Origin of the sequence: Burkholderia sp. Bp8986, assembly GCF_003854225.1 — a bacterium.
GTDB lineage: Bacteria > Pseudomonadota > Gammaproteobacteria > Burkholderiales > Burkholderiaceae > Burkholderia.
Map to the genome: position 1 here is coordinate 72,065 of NZ_QTQM01000007.1, position 17,132 is coordinate 89,196.

Here is a 17,132-nt window from a genome sequence, read left to right on the forward strand (position 1 = left end):
GATAATCGCATCGTGTCATTGTCCGTCCGCTCGTCCGAGCGGCTCAGTCGTCCCGCTCCGGAGAAACTCCACGCATGGATTCGCAGGCCAACTCGCTGATCAACCCCGACGCCCGCACGGGCCTCGCCAGCCCGGTGCCAGGCGCCACCGCGGCCGCCGCGTTGCCGGGAGCAGGCGGCGCCGGCGCGGACTTCGGGTTCGGCGGCTTCGCGGAACGCATCCCCGGCATCTCGCGGATGAAGGGCAACCCGAAGCTGCCGTTCGTGATCGCGGTCGCGTTCGCCGTCGCCGCGATCACCGCGCTCGTGCTGTGGAGCCGCGCGCCCGACTATCGCGTGCTGTACAGCAACCTGTCGGACCGCGACGGCGGCGCGATCATCACCGCGCTCCAGCAGGCAAACGTTCCCTACAAGTTCGCCGACGCGGGCGGCGCGATCCTGGTGCCGTCGAACCAGGTGCACGAAACGCGCCTGAAGCTCGCCGCGATGGGCCTGCCCAAGGGCGGCTCGGTCGGCTTCGAGCTGATGGACAACCAGAAATTCGGCATCAGCCAGTTCGCGGAGCAGGTGAACTACCAGCGCGCGCTCGAAGGCGAGCTGCAGCGCACGATCGAGTCGATCAACGCGGTGAAAACGGCGCGCGTGCATCTCGCGATCCCGAAGCCATCGGTGTTCGTGCGCGACAAGGAAGCGCCGAGCGCGTCGGTGTTCGTCGACCTCTACCCGGGCCGCGTGCTCGACGAGGGCCAGGTGCAGGCGATCACGCGGATGGTGTCGTCCGGCGTGCCCGACATGCCGGCCAAGAACGTGACGATCGTCGACCAGGACGGCAACCTGCTGACCCAGACGGCGTCGGCCTCCGGCCTCGACGCGAGCCAGCTCAAGTACGTGCAGCAGGTCGAGCGCAACACGCAGAAGCGCATCGACGCGATCCTCGCGCCGATCTTCGGCGCCGGCAACGCGCGCTCGCAGGTCAGCGCCGACGTCGATTTCTCCAGGCTCGAGCAGACCTCGGAAAGCTACGGCCCGAACGCCTCGCCGCAGCAGACCGCGATCCGCAGCCAGCAGACCAGCACGGCCACCGAACTCGCGCAGGGCGGCGCCTCGGGCGTGCCGGGCGCGCTGTCGAACACGCCGCCGCAGCCGGCCTCCGCGCCGATCGTCGCCGGCAACGGCCAGAGCGGGCCGCAGTCGACGCCCGTCAGCGACCGCAAGGACCAGACGACCAACTACGAACTCGACAAGACGATCCGCCACGTCGAGCAGCCGATGGGCAACGTGAAGCGGCTGTCGGTCGCCGTCGTCGTCAATTACCAGCCGGTGGCCGACGCGAAGGGCCACGTGACGATGCAGCCGCTGCCACCCGCGAAGCTCGCGCAGATCGAGCAGCTCGTGAAGGACGCGATGGGCTACGACGAGAAGCGCGGCGACTCGGTGAACGTCGTGAACAGCGCGTTCTCGACCGCGAGCGATCCGTACGCCGACCTGCCGTGGTGGCGCCAGCCGGACATGATCGCGATGGCGAAGGAAGCCGCGAAGTGGCTCGGCATCGCGGCGGCCGCGGCGGCGCTCTATTTCATGTTCGTGCGCCCGGCGATGCGCCGCGCGTTTCCGCCGCCCGAGCCGGCCGCGCCGGCGCTCGCGGCGCCGGAGGATGCGGTCGTGCTCGACGGCCTGCCCGCCCCGGACAAGGCCGACGAGCCCGATGCGCTGCTGCTCGGCTTCGAGAACGAAAAGAACCGCTACGAACGCAACCTCGACTACGCGCGCACGATCGCCCGCCAGGATCCGAAGATCGTCGCCACCGTCGTGAAGAACTGGGTGTCCGATGAACGCTGAAGGCCTGACCAAGAGCGCGCTGCTGCTGATGTCGATCGGCGAGGAAGAGGCCGCTGAAGTATTCAAGTTCCTCGCGCCGCGCGAGGTGCAGAAGATCGGCGCCGCGATGGCCGCGCTGAAGAACGTCACGCGCGAGCAGGTCGAGGACGTGCTGCAGGAGTTCGCGAGGGAAGCCGAGCAGCACACCGCGCTGTCGCTCGATTCGAGCGATTACATCCGCTCGGTGCTGACCAAGGCGCTCGGCGAGGACAAGGCCGGCGTGCTGATCGACCGGATCCTGCAGGGCAGCGACACGAGCGGCATCGAGGGCCTGAAGTGGATGGACTCGGGCGCGGTGGCCGAACTGATCAAGAACGAGCATCCGCAGATCATCGCGACCATCCTCGTGCACCTCGACCGCGACCAGGCGTCCGAGATCGCATCGTGCTTCACCGAGCGGCTGCGCAACGACGTGCTGCTGCGGATCGCGACGCTCGACGGCATCCAGCCGGCCGCGCTGCGCGAGCTCGACGACGTGCTGACCGGCCTGCTGTCCGGCAGCGACAACCTGAAGCGCAGCCCGATGGGCGGCATCCGCACCGCGGCCGAGATCCTGAACTTCATGACGAGCAATCATGAGGAAGGCGTGCTCGAAAGCGTGCGCCAGTACGACGCGGAGCTCGCGCAGAAGATCATCGACCAGATGTTCGTGTTCGAGAACCTGCTCGACCTCGAGGATCGCGCGATCCAGATGGTGCTGAAGGAAGTCGAGTCGGAAACGCTGATCATCGCGCTGAAGGGCGCGCCGCCCGCGCTGCGCCAGAAGTTCCTCGCGAACATGTCGCAACGCGCGGCCGAACTGCTCGCCGAGGATCTCGACGCGCGCGGCCCGGTGCGCGTGTCCGAAGTCGAGACGCAGCAGCGCCGCATCCTGCAAATCGTCCGCAATCTCGCCGAAAGCGGCCAGGTCGTGATCGGCGGCAAGGCGGAAGACGCGTATGTCTGATTCCGCGCGCGAGCCCGCCGGCACCCTCACCGCGTACCAGCGGTGGGAGATGGCGTCGTTCGATCCGCCGCCGCCCCCGCCGCCGCCCGACGCTGCCGCAGCGGCCGCCGCCGCGCTCGCCGCGGACCTGCAGCGCGTGCGCGACGCCGCGCATGCCGAAGGCCATGCGGCCGGTCACGTCGAAGGCCAGGCGCTGGGTTATCAGGCCGGTTTCGACCAGGGCCGCGAGCAGGGTTTCGAAGCCGGCCAGGCCGAAGCCCGCAAACAGGCCGCGCAGCTCGCGGCGCTCGCCGCGTCGTTCCGCGAAGCCGTATCGAGCATCGAGCACGATCTCGCGTCCGACCTCGCGCAGCTCGCGCTCGACATCGCGCAGCAGGTCGTGCGCCAGCACGTGAAGCACGATCCGGCCGCGCTCGTCGCGGCGGTGCGCGACGTGCTCGCCGCCGAACCGGCGCTGTCCGGCGCGCCGCATCTCGCGGTGAATCCGGCCGACCTGCCCGTCGTCGAAGCCTATCTGCAGGACGAACTCGATACGCTCGGCTGGAACGTGCGCACCGACGCGTCGATCGAGCGCGGCGGCTGCCGCGCGCACGCCGCGACGGGCGAGGTCGACGCGACGCTGCCCACCCGCTGGCAGCGCGTCGCCGCCGCGATCGGCAAGGTGAGCGCATGGTGACGCCCACGCCCGAATCGATCCTGCACGACGGAATGACGCCGCTCGAGCGCGAACTCGCGCTCGCGTCGTTCGGCCCCGACGGTCCGCACGACACCGCGCACGACGCGCCGGCACACGCGACGGATGCCGCCTGCGACACGCCACGCGCGCCGCACAATCCGCATCTCGCGCACTGGCGCACGCACCTGAACGGGCTCGCGACACGCAGCCACCGCGCGCTGCCGCTGCGGCCGTGCGGGCGCCTCACGCGCGCCGCGGGCCTCGTGCTCGAGGCGATCGGGCTGCGCCTGTCGGTCGGCGCCGAATGCACGATCGAATTGCCGCCCGGCAGCACGCTGCCGCACGCGGAAGCGGAAGTCGTCGGGTTCTCCGGCGATCGCCTGTTCCTGATGCCGACCACCGACGTCGCCGGCGTCCTGCCCGGCGCGCGCGTATGGCCGCTGGAGGCCGCGCCCGTCGCCGATCCGCTCGCGGGCGCCAAGCGGCTGCCGGTCGGCTGGGAAATGCTCGGGCGCGTCGTCGACGCGTCGGGCCGCCCGCTCGACGGCCTCGGCCCGCTCGGGTCGAAGGTCGATGCGCCGCTGTCGGCGCCGTCGATCAACCCGCTCGATCGCGAGCCGATCCACCACGTACTCGACGTCGGCGTGCGCGCGATCAACGGCCTGCTCACCGTCGGCCGCGGGCAGCGGATGGGCCTGTTCGCCGGCTCCGGCGTCGGCAAGTCGGTGCTGCTCGGCACGATGGCGCGCTACACCAGCGCGGAAGTGATCGTGATCGGGCTGATCGGTGAACGCGGCCGCGAAGTGAAGGAATTCATCGAACAGATCCTCGGCGAGGACGGGCTCGCGCGCTCGGTCGTCGTCGCGGCGCCGGCCGACGTGTCGCCGCTGCTGCGGATGCAGGGCGCCGCCTACGCGACGTCGCTCGCCGAGTATTTCCGCGACCAGGGCAAGCACGTGCTGCTGCTGATGGATTCGCTGACGCGCTACGCGATGGCGCAGCGCGAGATCGCGCTCGCGATCGGCGAGCCGCCCGCGACCAAGGGTTATCCGCCGTCGGTGTTCGCGAAGCTGCCCGCGCTCGTCGAGCGCACCGGCAACGGGCCCGAAGGCGGCGGCTCGATCACCGCGTTCTACACGGTGCTGACCGAAGGCGACGACCAGCAGGACCCGATCGCCGACTCGGCGCGCGCGATCCTCGATGGCCACGTCGTGCTGTCGCGCGCGCTCGCCGAGGCCGGCCACTATCCGGCGATCGACATCGAGGCGTCGATCAGCCGCGCGATGACCGCGCTGATCGACGAACCGCATCTCGACCGCGTTCGGCAGTTCAAGCAGATGCTGTCGCGCTACCAGCGCAATCGCGACCTGATCGCGGTCGGCGCCTATGCGCCCGGCCGCGACGCGCAGCTCGACCGCGCGATCGCGCTCTACCCGCGCATCGAATCGTTCCTGCAGCAGGGCTTTCGCGAATGCGCACCGTTCGAATCGAGCCTCGCCGCGCTCGATGCGCTGTTCGACGTACACGGAGGCTGATCCCGATGGCACACGGCTTTCCCCTTCAACTGCTGCTCGACCGCGCGCAGGAAGATCTCGATACGGCCGCGAAGCAGCTCGGCACCGCGCAGCGCGACCGCACCGCTGCCGCCGAGCAGCTCGATGCGCTGCTGCGCTATCGCGACGAATACCACGCACGCTTCGCGCAGTCCGCGCAGAGCGGGATGCCGGCCGGCAACTGGCGCAATTTCCAGGCGTTCATCGACACGCTCGACGCTGCGATCGCGCAGCAGCGCAACGTGCTGGCCGCAGCTGAACGCCGCATCGACGAGGCGCGCCCGAACTGGCAACAGAAGAAACGCACCGTCGGCTCATACGAAATCCTGCAGGCGCGCGGCGTCGCGCAGGAAGCGCAGCGTACCGCGAAGCGCGAACAGCGCGACGCCGACGAACACGCCGCGAAGATCCTGCGCATGCGGGCCGACGCCGCCCGCTCGGCGTAGCCGCTCACCGCTTTCGAACGAGAGAATCGTCATGCCTCCCCTGCCCCTGCTCGGCGCGCTGCTCGACACCGCCGGCACCGCACTCAAGGCCGTCCGCGACGCGGGTTCGTCGGCCGCCGCCGGCAAGACCGCCGGCAACGATGCCGCCGCCAGCCCGGCCGCCGTGCCGTTCGCGCAGACGCTGAAGCAAAGCGTCGACACGCGGCACGACGCGACGAATGCCGGCATGCCGGACGCCACGACGAAACAGGTGTCGGCGACGCCGGCCGCCGGCACGAAGCCGTCCGGCACGGGCGACGACAAGCCGACCGACGACGCGAACGCGACGCCCAATCCCGACGCCGCCGCGCTCGCAGCGGCCGCCGCCGTGCAGGCGCAGCTGCTGGCTCGCACGAACGACGCGGCGCCGGCCGATGCCGACAGCACCGCCACTGCCGCGCAGACGACGGCCGTGTCCGGCCAGCCCGACGCCACGGCCGCGCTGACGAATCATGCCGGCAAGGATGCGGCCGCCGAGCCGGCTGCCCCCGCGCCGGGTCGCGACGCGCTGCAGGCCGCGCTGGCGAAGCTGACCGGCGGCGCGGGCGCGATCGCGATGCCCGCGACGGGCGCGGCGGCGGGCGCGGCGGCGGCCGCAGCGCCCGCACCGGCAGCGACGACGTCGGCCTCGGCCGCCGCCCCGCTGACGCCGAAGGTCCCGACGTTCGACCGCGCGCTCGCCGACGCCAAAGGCGCGCCCGCGACACAGCAGCCCGCCACGCAGGCCGCCGCACCGGCGCTGCAGGCCGGCGCAACGGCCCAACCCGCCGCGCAACATGCATTCGCGGCCGCCGAAGAAACCGCCAGCCCGGCCGCCGACGCAACGGTCGCTGCCGCCGCCACGGCTGCGGCAGCCGCCCAGGCGAACCTCCAGGCATCGCCCGCCGCAAGCACGATTGCCGCGGCCAACCCGCACGTGCTGGCCCCGCACGTCGGCACCGCCGACTGGACGGATGCGCTGAGCCAGAAGGTCGTGTTCCTGTCGAATGCGCACCAGCAGAGCGCCGAGCTGACGCTGAACCCGCCGGACCTCGGCCCGCTGCAGGTCGTGCTGCGCGTCGCGGACAACCACGCGCATGCACTGTTCGTATCGCAGCACGCGCAGGTGCGTGACGCGGTGGAAGCCGCGCTGCCGAAGCTGCGCGAGGCAATGGAAGCGGGCGGGCTCGGCCTGGGCAGCGCGACGGTCAGCGACGGCGGCTTCGCGTCGCAGCAGCAGAACCCGCAGCAAAGCTTCGCCGGCGGCCGGTCGTCGCCGCGCGCGCGCGCCGGATCGTCAGCCGTCGACGCACCGCTCGACGCCGCGCAATCCGCATCGGCCGCCGCCACCGTGAGCCGCGCGGGCCTCGTCGATACGTTCGCCTGAGCATCGCGTCGCTCGCGTGCCGGTATGTGCCGGTATGTGCGAGTATGTGCCGCTCAGCGGCCGTGCGCGGCCGCGGCCGCCTCACCGCGCGGCACGCTGCCCCGGCGCGCCGCGACGATGAAGTCCGCCGCGCGTTCGCCGATCATCACCGACGGCGCATTCGTGTTCCCGCCGATCAGCGTCGGCATCACCGACGCATCCACCACCCGCAGCCTTTCGACACCCCGAACGCGCAGTTGCGGATCCACGACCGCGCGCGCATCCGAGCCCATCCGGCAGGTTCCGACCGGGTGATAGATCGTGTCGGCGTGCGCGACGATCGTCGCGCGCAGCTCGGCTTCGCTCTGGCCCGCCCGCGTGTACAGCTCGCGCCCGCCCTGCGACGCGAGCGGCGCCTGCGACAGGATCCGGCGCATCGCCTGCGCACCGCGCACGAGCAGGTCGAGATCGCGCGTATCGCTGAAGAAACGCGGATCGATCAGCGGCGCGTCGCGCGCATCGCCGCTCGCGAGCGCGACCGTGCCGCGGCTGAACGGGCGCAACGCGCACACGTGCAGCGAATAACCGAAGCCCCAGTGCATCTTGCGGTTGTGATCGTCGACGAGCGCCGTGCAGAAATGCAGCTGCAGGTCCGGACGATCGAGCGACGGATCGCTCTTGATGAAGCCGCCGGCCTCCGCGACGTTGCTCGTCATCATCCCCGTGCGGCTCGAGAAGTAGCGCGCGAGCGCCGGCGCCATCTTCGCGATCCCGCGCATGCAGATGCCGACCAGCTCCGACGAATTCACGCGCGTGTTGATGATGAAGTCGATATGGTCGATCAGGTTGGTGCCGACATCCGGCGCGTCCTGCACGACCGCGATCCCGTGCCGGCGCAGTTGTTCCGCCGGCCCGATCCCCGAGCACATCAGCAGTTGCGGCGAATTGAACGCGCCGGCCGACAGGATCACTTCCGCGCGCGCGCCGAGCGTTTCGACGCGTCCGTCGCGCGACACCACCACACCGACCGCGCGCCTGCCGTCGAAGCCCACGCGCAGCACCGTCGCATCGGTGATCACATGCAGGTTCGGCCGGTCACGGTCGTAGATGTACGCACGTGCAACGCTGCAGCGCGAGCCGTCGCGATGCGTGACCTGATAGAAGCCGACGCCTTCCTGCGTCGCGCCGTTGAAGTCGTCGTTGAGCGGATAACCGGCCGCGTGCGCGGCCTGGATGAATCGTTCGGAGAACGGATTGCGAAAGCGCAGATCGGACACCGTCAGCGGCCCGTCCGCGCCGTGCCAGGCGTCGGCGCCGCGCGCGTTGCCTTCCGCGCGGCGGAAATACGGCAGCACGTCCTGCCAGCCCCAGCCCGTCGCACCGAGTTGTGCCCACTCGTCGTAGTCGCCCGGATGGCCGCGCGTGTAGATCATCGCGTTGATCGCGCTCGAGCCGCCCATCCCGCGTCCGCGCGGCTGGTAGCCGCGGCGGCCGCCGAGGCCCGGCTGCGGCACCGTTTCGTAACCGTAGTTCGTGCCGAGCTTGAACGGCACGAGCGCCGCGATCCCCACCGGCATGTTGACGAGCAGGTTGCGCGCCGTGTGCGAACCGGCCTCGATCAACGCGATCGTCGCGTCGAGGCATGCATCGGCGAGGCGGCTCGCGAGGCTCGACCCGCCCGATCCTCCACCGACGATGATGTAGTCGTATTGCATGTCACGTCTCCTTCGTGTCATGAACGGCGCCCGGCGCGGCCCGGCTCCCGCTTGTAATGTTCGGGCATTGTAGGAATGGCCGTCGCGCGCGCGGCACGCCGATTCAAGAGCGATTCCTCTAAACGCCCGCGTGAACTAAATTTAAGATGTATCGATGAATTCGACGCGATGCAGCGGCCGCCAGAAGCCGCGCCGTCGCGAAACTGGGGAGACGACGATGCAGCGCGACGTTCTGCAGGCCGCGTGCCGATCGGGTTGTCCGGACGCACCGCGCGCGGCCCGCATTTCATTTCAAACGGATGCCTTGGCGGTGACGTGCAACACCGTGCGCGCGGCCGGTCGAAATCGAACGACGCCGCGTATCGCCGACCGTTTGAACGGCGCGTCGCATGCGCGGCTCGACCTGCCGATTCATGCATCGTCGCGCGCATCGCGTCATGCCGCTTCGGTGCGCCGGCAAGCATCGGCAATTCGCGATCGCGCACCATTCGGAAGTCGCAGCGAGCCGCACGCGCACCCCGAGCAATCCCGTTTTCGAACACGAATACCGTCGCGCGGATACGACGCTTGCCGCACGTTGCACCCTGTTTTCGACCGTGCATTGCATCCGGCCCCGTGCCGCGCGACGCGCGCCATCCCGACCCGCCCCACCACGCTCGCCGAGCGGGTACGTGCGGCCTGACTGCTGGCCGACGTGCCACGCCCAACTGGAGTAGACGACATGAAGAACGACCTGCCCGAACTGGCCCCGCAAACGGCGCCGTCGGTCGATGCGCTGACGTCGCTGCTGCGCGACCAGCGCGCGGCCTACCTGCGCGCGCCGTATCCGGAGTGGGACACCCGCGCGCAGCACCTGCGCGCGCTGCGCACGATGCTGCTCGATCACGCGGATGCGCTCGCCGATGCGATCAGCGCCGACTTCGGGCATCGCGCGAAGCAGGAAGTACTGCTGTCGGAAATCTGGATGGCGAAGGAAGAGATCGACGATGCGCTCAAGCACGGCAAGCGCTGGATGAAGCCCATCCGCAAGCCGATGAACAAATGGCTGCGGCCGGCGCGCGCGAAGGTGCTGCCGCAGCCGCTCGGCGTGGTCGGCATCGTCGTGCCGTGGAACTATCCGCTCCTGCTCGCGGCCGGGCCGCTGATCTGCGCGCTCGTGGCCGGCAACCGCGCGATCATCAAGATGTCCGAACTGACGCCGCGCACGTCGGCGCTGTTCGAGCAACTGATTGCGAACACCTTCTCGCGCGACCACGTCGCGGTCGTAAACGGCGATGCGGAGATCGGCGCCGCATTCAGCGCGCTGCCGTTCGATCACCTGCTGTTCACCGGGTCGACGCACGTCGGCCGCCATGTGATGCGCGCCGCGGCCGACAACCTCACACCCGTCACGCTCGAACTCGGCGGGAAGTCGCCGGCGATCGTCGGTCCGAATGCGCGCTTCGATGCGGCCGTCGACGCGATCATCGGCGGCAAGACGCTGAACGCGGGCCAGACCTGCATCGCGCCCGACTACGTGCTGCTGCCGCGCGGGATGGAAGCCGCGTTCATCGAGCGGGCACGAGCGCGCTTCGCGAAGCTGTATCCGGACCTGTCGACCAACGGCGACTACACGACGATCGTGTCGCCGCGCCATTACGCCCGGCTGCAGCAGCTGGCGACCGACGCGGAGGCGGCAGGCGCGCAATTGCATCCGCTGTCGGACGCGCAGTCCGATCCCGCGTCACGCCGCTTCGTGCCGTGCGCGGTCACGCACGTGCCGGCCGCGTCGCAACTGATGCAGGAGGAAATCTTCGGGCCGTTGCTGCCGCTCGTGCCGTACGAGCGGCTCGACGAGGCGATCGCGTACGTGAACGCGCGGCCGCGGCCGCTCGCGCTGTACCTGTTCGACGAGGATGGCGGCACGGTCGAGCGCGTGATGCGCGAAACGATCTCGGGCGGCGTGACGGTGAACGACGCACTGCTGCACATTGCGTGCGGCAGCCTGCCGTTCGGCGGCGTCGGCGCGAGCGGGATGGGCGCGTATCACGGCTACGACGGCTTCGTGACGTTCTCGAAGATGAAGCCCGTGCTCACGCAGGCGCGCCTGAATACCCGCGGGCTGATCGCACCGCCTTACGGCAAGCGCTTCGCCGCGGTCATCAGGATGATGCTGAAGTTCTGAGCGATGCGGGCCGCGCGCCACACGCGCCGGCCCGCCCGCGAACGCCGCACGGCGACGCTGCCGCGCGCGCCGTCGCACGTCACACGGGCCAGAGCGGCCCTTCCTGCATCGCGCCGATCTGCTCGCGCAGCTCGAGCACGCGTGCTTCCCAGTAGCGATGCGTGTTGAACCACGGGAACGCGGCCGGAAACGCCGGATCGTCCCAGCGGCGCGCCAGCCAGGCCGCGTAGTGGATCAAGCGCAGCGTGCGCAGCGCTTCGACCAGATGCAGCTCGCGCGGCTCGAATTCGCAGAAGTCCTCATAACCTGCGAGCAGGTCCGCGAGCGCGCGCGAGGCGCCTTCGCGATCGCCCGGCAGCAGCAGCCACAGATCCTGGACGGCGGGCGCCATCCGGCTATCGTCGAAGTCGACGAAATGCGGGCCTGCGTCGGTCCACAACACGTTGCTCGGATGGCAGTCGCCGTGCGTGCGCAGCAGGCGAATCTCGCCCGCACGCTCGAACGCGGCCTCGACGCCTTCGAGCGCGAGGTTCACCGCCGTCTCGTAGGCGGGCCGGACATCGTCGGGAAGAAAATCGTGCGCGAGCAGGTAGTCGCGCGGCTCGTAGCCGAACGTGCGGATGTCGAGCACCGGACGCGCGACATACGGCTCGGTCGCGCCGACCGCGTGAATCCGGCCGATGAAGCGGCCGAGCCATTCGAGCGTGTCGCTGCGGTCGAGATCGGGCGCGCGGCCGCCGCGCCGCTCGAAGATCGAGAAGCGGAAGCCGTCGAACGCATGCAGCGTGCGGCCGTCGAACGCGCGCGCGGGCACCGCCGGAATCTCGCGCGCGGCGAGCTCGGCGACGAACGCGTGTTCTTCCAGGATCGCGTCGTCCGACCAGCGCGCGGGCCGGTAGAACTTCGCGACGACCGGCGGGCCGTCTTCGATGCCGACCTGGTAGACGCGGTTTTCGTAGCTGTTGAGCGCGAGCAGGCGCCCGTCGGTGCGCAGCCCGGACGGCATCAGCACGCTGTCGAGCGCGTCGAGCACGCACTCGGGCGTGAGGCCGGCGAACGGCGGGCCGGCGGGAGCTGCGGGGGCGGAAGTGTCGTCTTTCATGCCCCGCATTGTGCCGTCAGCCGCGCCGAAACACGAGCGCCCGGTGCGGCACGCGCGCTCAGTGGATCGCGGCGCCGGCCGGCAGCACGGATTCGCCGGTGTCGATCAGGTCCTCGAGAAAGAACGGCTCGGTGTTGAGTTCCTTCGACTCGCCCGGCACGCCCGCGTACCAGGTCACCATGGCCATGTCGCCCAGAACGCGCTGAACGATGCCGCGCGCGCCCTTCGGCACTGCGATATGGGTAGTGCAGACAATCGACCCGACATGCATGATGGTTCCCCACTCTTGAAACTTGAAACCCGGCTCGCTGGCGAGCCGGCAAATGCACGATCCGCGCCGCCCTCGTCGGGGTGTTGCGCGTGATCCCATTGTTCACGGTTTATCGAAGCGCGAAAAGAAGAAGAAGCAGGCGAAGTGCCGCGAATTCGTCGAATGTCTCCAATCAACCACTGCGCCGCGCGTGCGCTTGCACGGGCGGATACCCCCATCATACCCTGTCGAATGTGACTGTCCGCCGAATCCGGCCATACGCGCGGCGCGCACGCGAATCGCACGACAGGCGTATCGTCTGCCCTTTGCCCGGTCGCGAGGAGACTTCGCGTGAGCGCAGCGAACGGAACCACGCCCGCGGCCTCGCGCCTCAATGCCGCGCCCCCTACCTCGAACGAGACTCACGCAGCTACCGACGCGCGGCGTGCGGCGTGATGTCGTAGTGTCGTGGCGCCATAGCGTATGGCGGTGCCGGTGCGCCAGCGGTTGCGCTGCACGGCCGCCTTGCGTTACCTTTGACGTTCATTCGCGTTCAAGCGCATTTCGACACGATGCATCCGCTCACGTCCGCTCTCGCAAAATCCCGGCCGCAGTTCGACTCGCGGCCGCAGGCGTGCGCGCATCCGTCGGTCCTCCCTCCTCCTGTCGCACCGCCGCGCGTCGGCGCCGCGCCGCCCCCGCCGGCGGCACGCGTCGGCTGACCAGCCGGCTTTCGGTTTCCGTTTTCCATTTGCCCGTTCGGGCCGTTCGTGCGCGATCGCGCACGACGCGTTCCCGCACGCGCGACATGGAACGTTTCGATCCGTTCGACAGGTGGATTCACATGGTTTCGTTCAAACGCGCGCTCGCCGCGCATGGCGTGACGTCGCTCTTCGTCCTGCTGTGGAGCAGCGGCGCGATCTTCGCGGAACTCGGTCTGCATCACGCATCCGCGTTCGTCTTTCTCACCGCGCGATTCGCGCTCGCGTCACTCGTGCTGCTCGCGCTGGCCATCATGCGCGGACGCTGGCTGCCGCCACGCGGCGAGCGCCGCATGGCCGCGCTGACCGGCCTGCTGATGATGGGCGGCTATTCGATCTTCTACCTGCTCGCGCTCGATCGCGGGATCGCGCCGGGCGTGCTCGCGACGATCCTCGGCGTGCAGCCGATCCTCACGCTCGCGATCGTCGAGCGGCGCTGGCAACCGATGCGTATCGCCGGGCTCGGGCTGTCGTTGGCCGGTCTCGCGCTCGTCGTGTGCCGCGGCGTGGGCGGTGCCGGCCTGCCGGTCATCGGCGTCGCCTGCGCGCTCACGGCGCTCGTCGCGCTGACCGCCGGCTCGCTGCTGCAAAAGCGCGTGCGCGCGGCGCCTGCCGACGTGCTGCCGCTGCAGAACGCGATCGGCCTCGTGCTGTGCGTGGCGATCCTGCCGTTCCGGCCGATCTCGCTCGAGATCGGCTGGGCGTTCGTCGTGCCGCTGCTGTGGCTCGGGATCGTGATCTCGGTGATCGCGCAGTTGCTGTTCTACCGGTTGATGCAGCGCGGCGATCTCGTCAACGTGACGAGCCTGTTCTATCTCGTGCCCGTCGTCACCACGCTGATGGACGCGCTCTGGCTCGGCAACCGGCCCGAACCGCTCGCGCTCGCCGGCATGGGGGCGATCGTCGGGGGCCTCGCGCTCGTGTTCCGCACGCCCGCCGTTCGCGCGCAACCCGATCGCGCGTAAGCGGCCGGGCTGCCGCGCCCGCGGGTGCGGCAGCCCGTAGCGAACACGTACGGCGTTTCCGCGCCAATCGAAAGGAACGGGAAAGACTGGCGCAAGGCATTCGTCCAATTCGCGGGAAAAATGCGGAATCCCCGGGGTTTTCCGCATACTTTTAATGGTTCGGATAGCGAAAATCGCGGCGAGCTTGCCTATACTCGAACTGTCCGACCCGCTCGCAATCGCGAATCGGTCGGCCCAACAAGAGAGATGCCCGGCATGGGGCTGGAAGACGCGCCTGCGCCTGTTCCGGCCGACTACGGAGACACGCATGACGACCTATTTCACGATCGGCGACTTCATCCTGTTGATTCCGATGGCGCTGGCCGGAGCGCTATTTCTCGGCGCGGTGCCGTGCGCAACCGAATTCCGCCACAACCTGCTGCGCGTGCTCGGCGTCATCCTCGGCGTCGGCGTTGCGGTATTGCTCGTCGAGGGCCTGCCTGCACTCCTCTAGCCACGCGTCGGCGCGCGGCGGTCACGTCGCTGCATTGCAGCGACGCGACGGCGTGTGTGCGTGCGCGGCGATACGGCATGCAATGCTTCGCATCCTGTATCGACGGTCGTTGCTGCCGGTCAGATCGCCTGATCGGTGGACGGCTTTTCCCACAGATTGATGCCGCCCTCGATCGCGTGGCGATCGATCTCCGCGAGTTCGTCGGCCGAGAATTCGAGATTCTTCAGCGCGCCGACGTTTTCACGCACCTGCTCCGCACGGCTCGCGCCGATCAGTGCGGACGTCACGCGGCCATTGCGCAGCACCCACGCGAGCGCCATTTGCGCGAGGCTCTGCCCGCGCCGCTCGGCGATACCGTTGAGCTTGCGCACGTGCTCGAGGTTCTCCGCGCTCAGGTGATCCTGCTTCAGCGAGCCGCCGCCCGGTTTGTTCACGCGAGCGTCTTCCGGCACGCCGTTCAGGTATTTCGACGTCAGCAGCCCCTGCGCGAGCGGCGTGAACGCGATGCTGCCCGTGCCGATCTCGTCGAGCGTGCCGAGCAGGTCCGGCTCGATCCAGCGGTTCAGCATGTTGTAGGACGGCTGGTGGATCAGCAGCGGCACCTTGTATTGCGCGAGCAGTTCGGCCATCTCGCGCGTCTTCGCGGCCGAGTACGACGAGATGCCGATATACAGCGCCTTGCCCTGCTGCACGGCCGATGCGAGCGCGCCGGCGGTTTCCTCGAGCGGCGTGTGTGCGTCGAAGCGGTGCGAATAGAAGATGTCGACGTAGTCGAGGCCCATGCGCTGCAGGCTCTGGTCAAGGCTCGCGAGCACGTACTTGCGCGACCCGCCGCCGCTGCCGTACGGCCCCGGCCACATGTCCCAGCCGGCCTTCGTCGAGATCAGCAGCTCGTCGCGGTACGGCCGGAAATCTTCCTTCAGCAGCCGGCCGAAGTTGGTTTCGGCGCTGCCGTACGGCGGCCCGTAGTTGTTCGCGAGGTCGAAGTGATTGATGCCGAGGTCGAACGCGGTGCGCAGGATCTCGCGCTGCGTCGCGATCGGCGTCGAGTCGCCGAAGTTGTGCCACAGGCCGAGCGACAGGGCGGGCAGTTTGAGCCCGGATTTGCCGCAGGTGCGGTATTGCATGTCGGCATAACGTTCGGAAGCTGCTTCGTAGGCCATGAGTCGGTTCCGTCAGGACGTCGGGGAAGGGACGCGCGCCGCGCGCGAACATCACGCGCCGGCGGCGAAGGAAACATACGACGGCTATGGTAGCGAACGTGGCCGATGCGCGCACGGCAATGGACGCGGCTGCGCGCGTCGCCTACACTGCGGCGTCTCGAATCACCGTTACAGCGAGGTTGGTATGTCCCGGGTCATCTCGGTTGCGCTGCTCGTCGGCGGCGTCGTGCTGCTGTATTTCGGCGGCCAGTCGTTCCATTCGATCAACGACAACGTGTCGCGCTTCTTCACCGGCTCGCCCGCCACGAAAACGATCCTGCTGATCGCCGGCGGCGCCGTCGCAATGCTGATCGGCCTGATCGGCCTCGCGATGCCGGCCAACAAGCGCTGATCTCGCAGCCGCGCGACGCATGACGACGTGCCCGCCTCGCGCGATGCGGGCCGCACAAAACGCAACGGGCGGCCAGGCCGCCCGTTTCTTCATCCGCTCATGCGGCCGCCGCGCCGCATCGAACCATCGACGCGGCTGCAGCGCTGCCCGAACCGCTGCTAGAACTGCACTTCCGGCTTCGCCGCCGAACGCGTGCCCGGCACCGGCCGGTTGCTCACGCCGTGATACGTGTAGACGAGCGAGAACTTCACCTGGTCGGAGCGGTTCTGCCCCGCCGAATGCAGCGTGTTGCAGTGGAAAAACACGACGTCGCCCGTCTGGAGCGGCGGGCAGGTTGCCGCGTCGATCATCTTGCGGTTTTCCGGCAGGTCGCTGCGGAAGAACTTCGCGTCGTCGAACGCTTCCGGCCCGAATTCGGCCATGTGCGAACCCGGCACCAGCCAGAGCGCCCCGTTTTCATTCGTTTCCGGGCCGAGCGCGAGCCACACCGACACCATGTCCGCACGTTCGAACGACCAGTAGCGGAAGTCGCGATGCCAGCCCGTCAGGCTGCCGTACGCCGGATGCTTCGTCATCATGCAGTTGTGATGCGCGCGCGACAGCACCGGCTGCTCGCCGAAGTACTCGCGCATCCACGCGCCGATTTCCGGCGCGATCGCGCGCTCGGCGAACGCCGGATCGCGCGTGTAGGCGTCCAGCAGCCGCCGCACCGTATGCCCGCCCGGCGCATGCTTCGACTCGGGCGCGCCCGGGTAGCGCAAATCCGCCTCGAACTCGATCGGCTCCGCCGCTTCCTGCAACTGGCGCTCCGCGATCCGCTTGAGCGTCGCGCACTGCGCTTCGCCGACGAGGCCGCGCGCGACGACGAAGCCGCGTTCGCGCAATTCCGCGACTTGCGCGCGGATCGATTCCGACTGCAATGAAGACGACATGGGATGCCAGACGTTTATTGTGTGAATGTGACGATTGTAAATCGGCGCCGGATGCCGCGAACAGCGCCATTGTCGTACGCAGGGGCATGCCAATCGCCGATTTGATCTGGCTCAAGGGAACTGTGCGGCGCGGCGCGAGCCTCAGCGACAGGCGGTATGCGACGACACGCTTGCGGCACAAGGGTTTATCGCGACTTTTGCACGTCATGAAACCCCGGTAGCCTGTCGCGGCCTGTCAATTCTGGCGGGCGCGGCGCGCAACGACTTTCGGTAAGATCCGTTGCGCCATCCGAGGCCGTTCATACCAGTGCGCT

The 17,132-nt window shown here is 69.0% G+C and carries 16 protein-coding genes; 11 read left to right on the forward strand and 5 right to left on the reverse strand.

Annotation, left to right across the window (positions count from 1 at the left end; all coding sequences use genetic code 11):
• The first annotated feature begins 74 nt into the window (after nucleotides 1-74).
• From fliF to DID99_RS09665, 6 genes are read left to right on the forward strand one after another with little or no spacing between them, the layout of a single operon-like run.
• Entirely contained in the window at nucleotides 75-1,838 is a 1,764-nt protein-coding gene (gene fliF / locus DID99_RS09640; protein WP_044849242.1) for a flagellar basal-body MS-ring/collar protein FliF, read from the forward strand.
• The gene (gene fliG, locus DID99_RS09645; protein ID WP_124486673.1) at nucleotides 1,828-2,823 is read left to right on the forward strand and encodes a flagellar motor switch protein FliG; all 996 of its coding nucleotides are present in this window, start codon (nucleotides 1,828-1,830) and stop codon (nucleotides 2,821-2,823) included. The genes fliF and fliG overlap by 11 nt, the downstream gene beginning before the upstream one ends.
• On the forward strand, nucleotides 2,816-3,499 hold the full coding sequence (gene fliH, locus DID99_RS09650; RefSeq protein ID WP_124486674.1) for a flagellar assembly protein FliH: 684 nt from the start codon (nucleotides 2,816-2,818) through the stop codon (nucleotides 3,497-3,499). The genes fliG and fliH overlap by 8 nt, the downstream gene beginning before the upstream one ends.
• A complete protein-coding gene (gene fliI, locus DID99_RS09655; RefSeq protein WP_124486675.1) occupies nucleotides 3,493-5,034 on the forward strand; it encodes a flagellar protein export ATPase FliI in 1,542 nt (513 codons plus the stop codon). Before fliH ends, fliI begins: the two co-directional genes overlap by 7 nt.
• 5 nt (nucleotides 5,035-5,039) lie before the next feature.
• Complete coding sequence (fliJ, locus tag DID99_RS09660) at nucleotides 5,040-5,498, forward strand: flagellar export protein FliJ (protein WP_044849246.1); 459 nt, start codon at nucleotides 5,040-5,042, stop codon at nucleotides 5,496-5,498.
• Nucleotides 5,499-5,529: 31 nt separating this feature from the next.
• Complete coding sequence (locus DID99_RS09665; protein WP_124666555.1) at nucleotides 5,530-6,903, forward strand: flagellar hook-length control protein FliK; 1,374 nt, start codon at nucleotides 5,530-5,532, stop codon at nucleotides 6,901-6,903.
• A 53-nt stretch (nucleotides 6,904-6,956) separates the two neighbouring features.
• Here the strand turns inward: DID99_RS09665 and DID99_RS09670 are convergent, their stop codons facing one another.
• Nucleotides 6,957-8,597, reverse strand: a complete 1,641-nt coding sequence (locus tag DID99_RS09670) for a GMC family oxidoreductase (RefSeq protein WP_124666556.1) — start codon at nucleotides 8,595-8,597, stop codon at nucleotides 6,957-6,959.
• Between the two features lie 217 nt (nucleotides 8,598-8,814).
• On the opposite strand from DID99_RS09670, the gene DID99_RS09680 reads away from it, so the two are divergent.
• Complete coding sequence (locus DID99_RS09680; RefSeq protein WP_124666557.1) at nucleotides 8,815-9,279, forward strand: hypothetical protein; 465 nt, start codon at nucleotides 8,815-8,817, stop codon at nucleotides 9,277-9,279.
• Between the two features lie 39 nt (nucleotides 9,280-9,318).
• On the forward strand, nucleotides 9,319-10,761 hold the full coding sequence (locus tag DID99_RS09685) for a coniferyl aldehyde dehydrogenase (protein WP_124666558.1): 1,443 nt from the start codon (nucleotides 9,319-9,321) through the stop codon (nucleotides 10,759-10,761).
• Between the two features lie 79 nt (nucleotides 10,762-10,840).
• Here DID99_RS09685 and DID99_RS09690 read toward each other — a convergent pair whose 3' ends face one another.
• Nucleotides 10,841-11,872: a serine/threonine protein kinase gene (locus DID99_RS09690; RefSeq protein WP_124520550.1), complete on the reverse strand. Its 1,032-nt coding sequence runs from the start codon at nucleotides 11,870-11,872 to the stop codon at nucleotides 10,841-10,843.
• A 49-nt stretch (nucleotides 11,873-11,921) separates the two neighbouring features.
• The gene (locus tag DID99_RS09695) at nucleotides 11,922-12,134 is read right to left on the reverse strand and encodes a hypothetical protein (RefSeq protein ID WP_011886311.1); all 213 of its coding nucleotides are present in this window, start codon (nucleotides 12,132-12,134) and stop codon (nucleotides 11,922-11,924) included.
• A gap of 823 nt (nucleotides 12,135-12,957) precedes the next feature.
• Here DID99_RS09695 and DID99_RS09705 point away from each other — a divergent pair.
• Together DID99_RS09705 and DID99_RS09710 are read left to right on the forward strand one after the other, a co-directional pair.
• Nucleotides 12,958-13,839, forward strand: a complete 882-nt coding sequence (locus tag DID99_RS09705) for a DMT family transporter (RefSeq protein ID WP_124570753.1) — start codon at nucleotides 12,958-12,960, stop codon at nucleotides 13,837-13,839.
• 307 nt (nucleotides 13,840-14,146) lie between these two features.
• Entirely contained in the window at nucleotides 14,147-14,332 is a 186-nt protein-coding gene (locus DID99_RS09710; protein ID WP_014895742.1) for a hypothetical protein, read from the forward strand.
• Between the two features lie 119 nt (nucleotides 14,333-14,451).
• Here DID99_RS09710 and mgrA read toward each other — a convergent pair whose 3' ends face one another.
• Nucleotides 14,452-15,495, reverse strand: coding sequence for an L-glyceraldehyde 3-phosphate reductase (gene mgrA / locus DID99_RS09715; protein WP_124570754.1), 1,044 nt, complete (start codon nucleotides 15,493-15,495; stop codon nucleotides 14,452-14,454).
• Between the two features lie 184 nt (nucleotides 15,496-15,679).
• Here mgrA and DID99_RS09720 point away from each other — a divergent pair, with 184 nt between their 5' ends.
• Nucleotides 15,680-15,886: a DUF3185 family protein gene (locus tag DID99_RS09720; RefSeq protein WP_044847854.1), complete on the forward strand. Its 207-nt coding sequence runs from the start codon at nucleotides 15,680-15,682 to the stop codon at nucleotides 15,884-15,886.
• 158 nt (nucleotides 15,887-16,044) lie between these two features.
• Here DID99_RS09720 and DID99_RS09725 read toward each other — a convergent pair whose 3' ends face one another.
• Entirely contained in the window at nucleotides 16,045-16,818 is a 774-nt protein-coding gene (locus DID99_RS09725) for a phytanoyl-CoA dioxygenase family protein (protein ID WP_124666559.1), read from the reverse strand.
• Between the last annotated feature and the right edge of the window lie 314 nt (nucleotides 16,819-17,132).

Excerpts from the sequence above, each read along its gene's own strand:
- fliF (WP_044849242.1), top strand. The coding sequence starts at position 75 with ATGGATTCGCAGGCCAACTCGCTGATCAACCCCGACGCCCGCACGGGC.
- fliG (WP_124486673.1), top strand. The coding sequence starts at position 1,828 with ATGAACGCTGAAGGCCTGACCAAGAGCGCGCTGCTGCTGATGTCGATC.
- fliH (WP_124486674.1), top strand. The coding sequence starts at position 2,816 with ATGTCTGATTCCGCGCGCGAGCCCGCCGGCACCCTCACCGCGTACCAG.
- fliI (WP_124486675.1), top strand. The coding sequence starts at position 3,493 with ATGGTGACGCCCACGCCCGAATCGATCCTGCACGACGGAATGACGCCG.
- fliJ (WP_044849246.1), top strand. The coding sequence starts at position 5,040 with ATGGCACACGGCTTTCCCCTTCAACTGCTGCTCGACCGCGCGCAGGAA.
- DID99_RS09665 (WP_124666555.1), top strand. The coding sequence starts at position 5,530 with ATGCCTCCCCTGCCCCTGCTCGGCGCGCTGCTCGACACCGCCGGCACC.
- DID99_RS09670 (WP_124666556.1), bottom strand. The coding sequence starts at position 8,597 with ATGCAATACGACTACATCATCGTCGGTGGAGGATCGGGCGGGTCGAGC.
- DID99_RS09680 (WP_124666557.1), top strand. The coding sequence starts at position 8,815 with ATGCAGCGCGACGTTCTGCAGGCCGCGTGCCGATCGGGTTGTCCGGAC.
- DID99_RS09685 (WP_124666558.1), top strand. The coding sequence starts at position 9,319 with ATGAAGAACGACCTGCCCGAACTGGCCCCGCAAACGGCGCCGTCGGTC.
- DID99_RS09690 (WP_124520550.1), bottom strand. The coding sequence starts at position 11,872 with ATGCGGGGCATGAAAGACGACACTTCCGCCCCCGCAGCTCCCGCCGGC.
- DID99_RS09695 (WP_011886311.1), bottom strand. The coding sequence starts at position 12,134 with ATGCATGTCGGGTCGATTGTCTGCACTACCCATATCGCAGTGCCGAAG.
- DID99_RS09705 (WP_124570753.1), top strand. The coding sequence starts at position 12,958 with ATGGTTTCGTTCAAACGCGCGCTCGCCGCGCATGGCGTGACGTCGCTC.
- DID99_RS09710 (WP_014895742.1), top strand. The coding sequence starts at position 14,147 with ATGACGACCTATTTCACGATCGGCGACTTCATCCTGTTGATTCCGATG.
- mgrA (WP_124570754.1), bottom strand. The coding sequence starts at position 15,495 with ATGGCCTACGAAGCAGCTTCCGAACGTTATGCCGACATGCAATACCGC.
- DID99_RS09720 (WP_044847854.1), top strand. The coding sequence starts at position 15,680 with ATGTCCCGGGTCATCTCGGTTGCGCTGCTCGTCGGCGGCGTCGTGCTG.
- DID99_RS09725 (WP_124666559.1), bottom strand. The coding sequence starts at position 16,818 with ATGTCGTCTTCATTGCAGTCGGAATCGATCCGCGCGCAAGTCGCGGAA.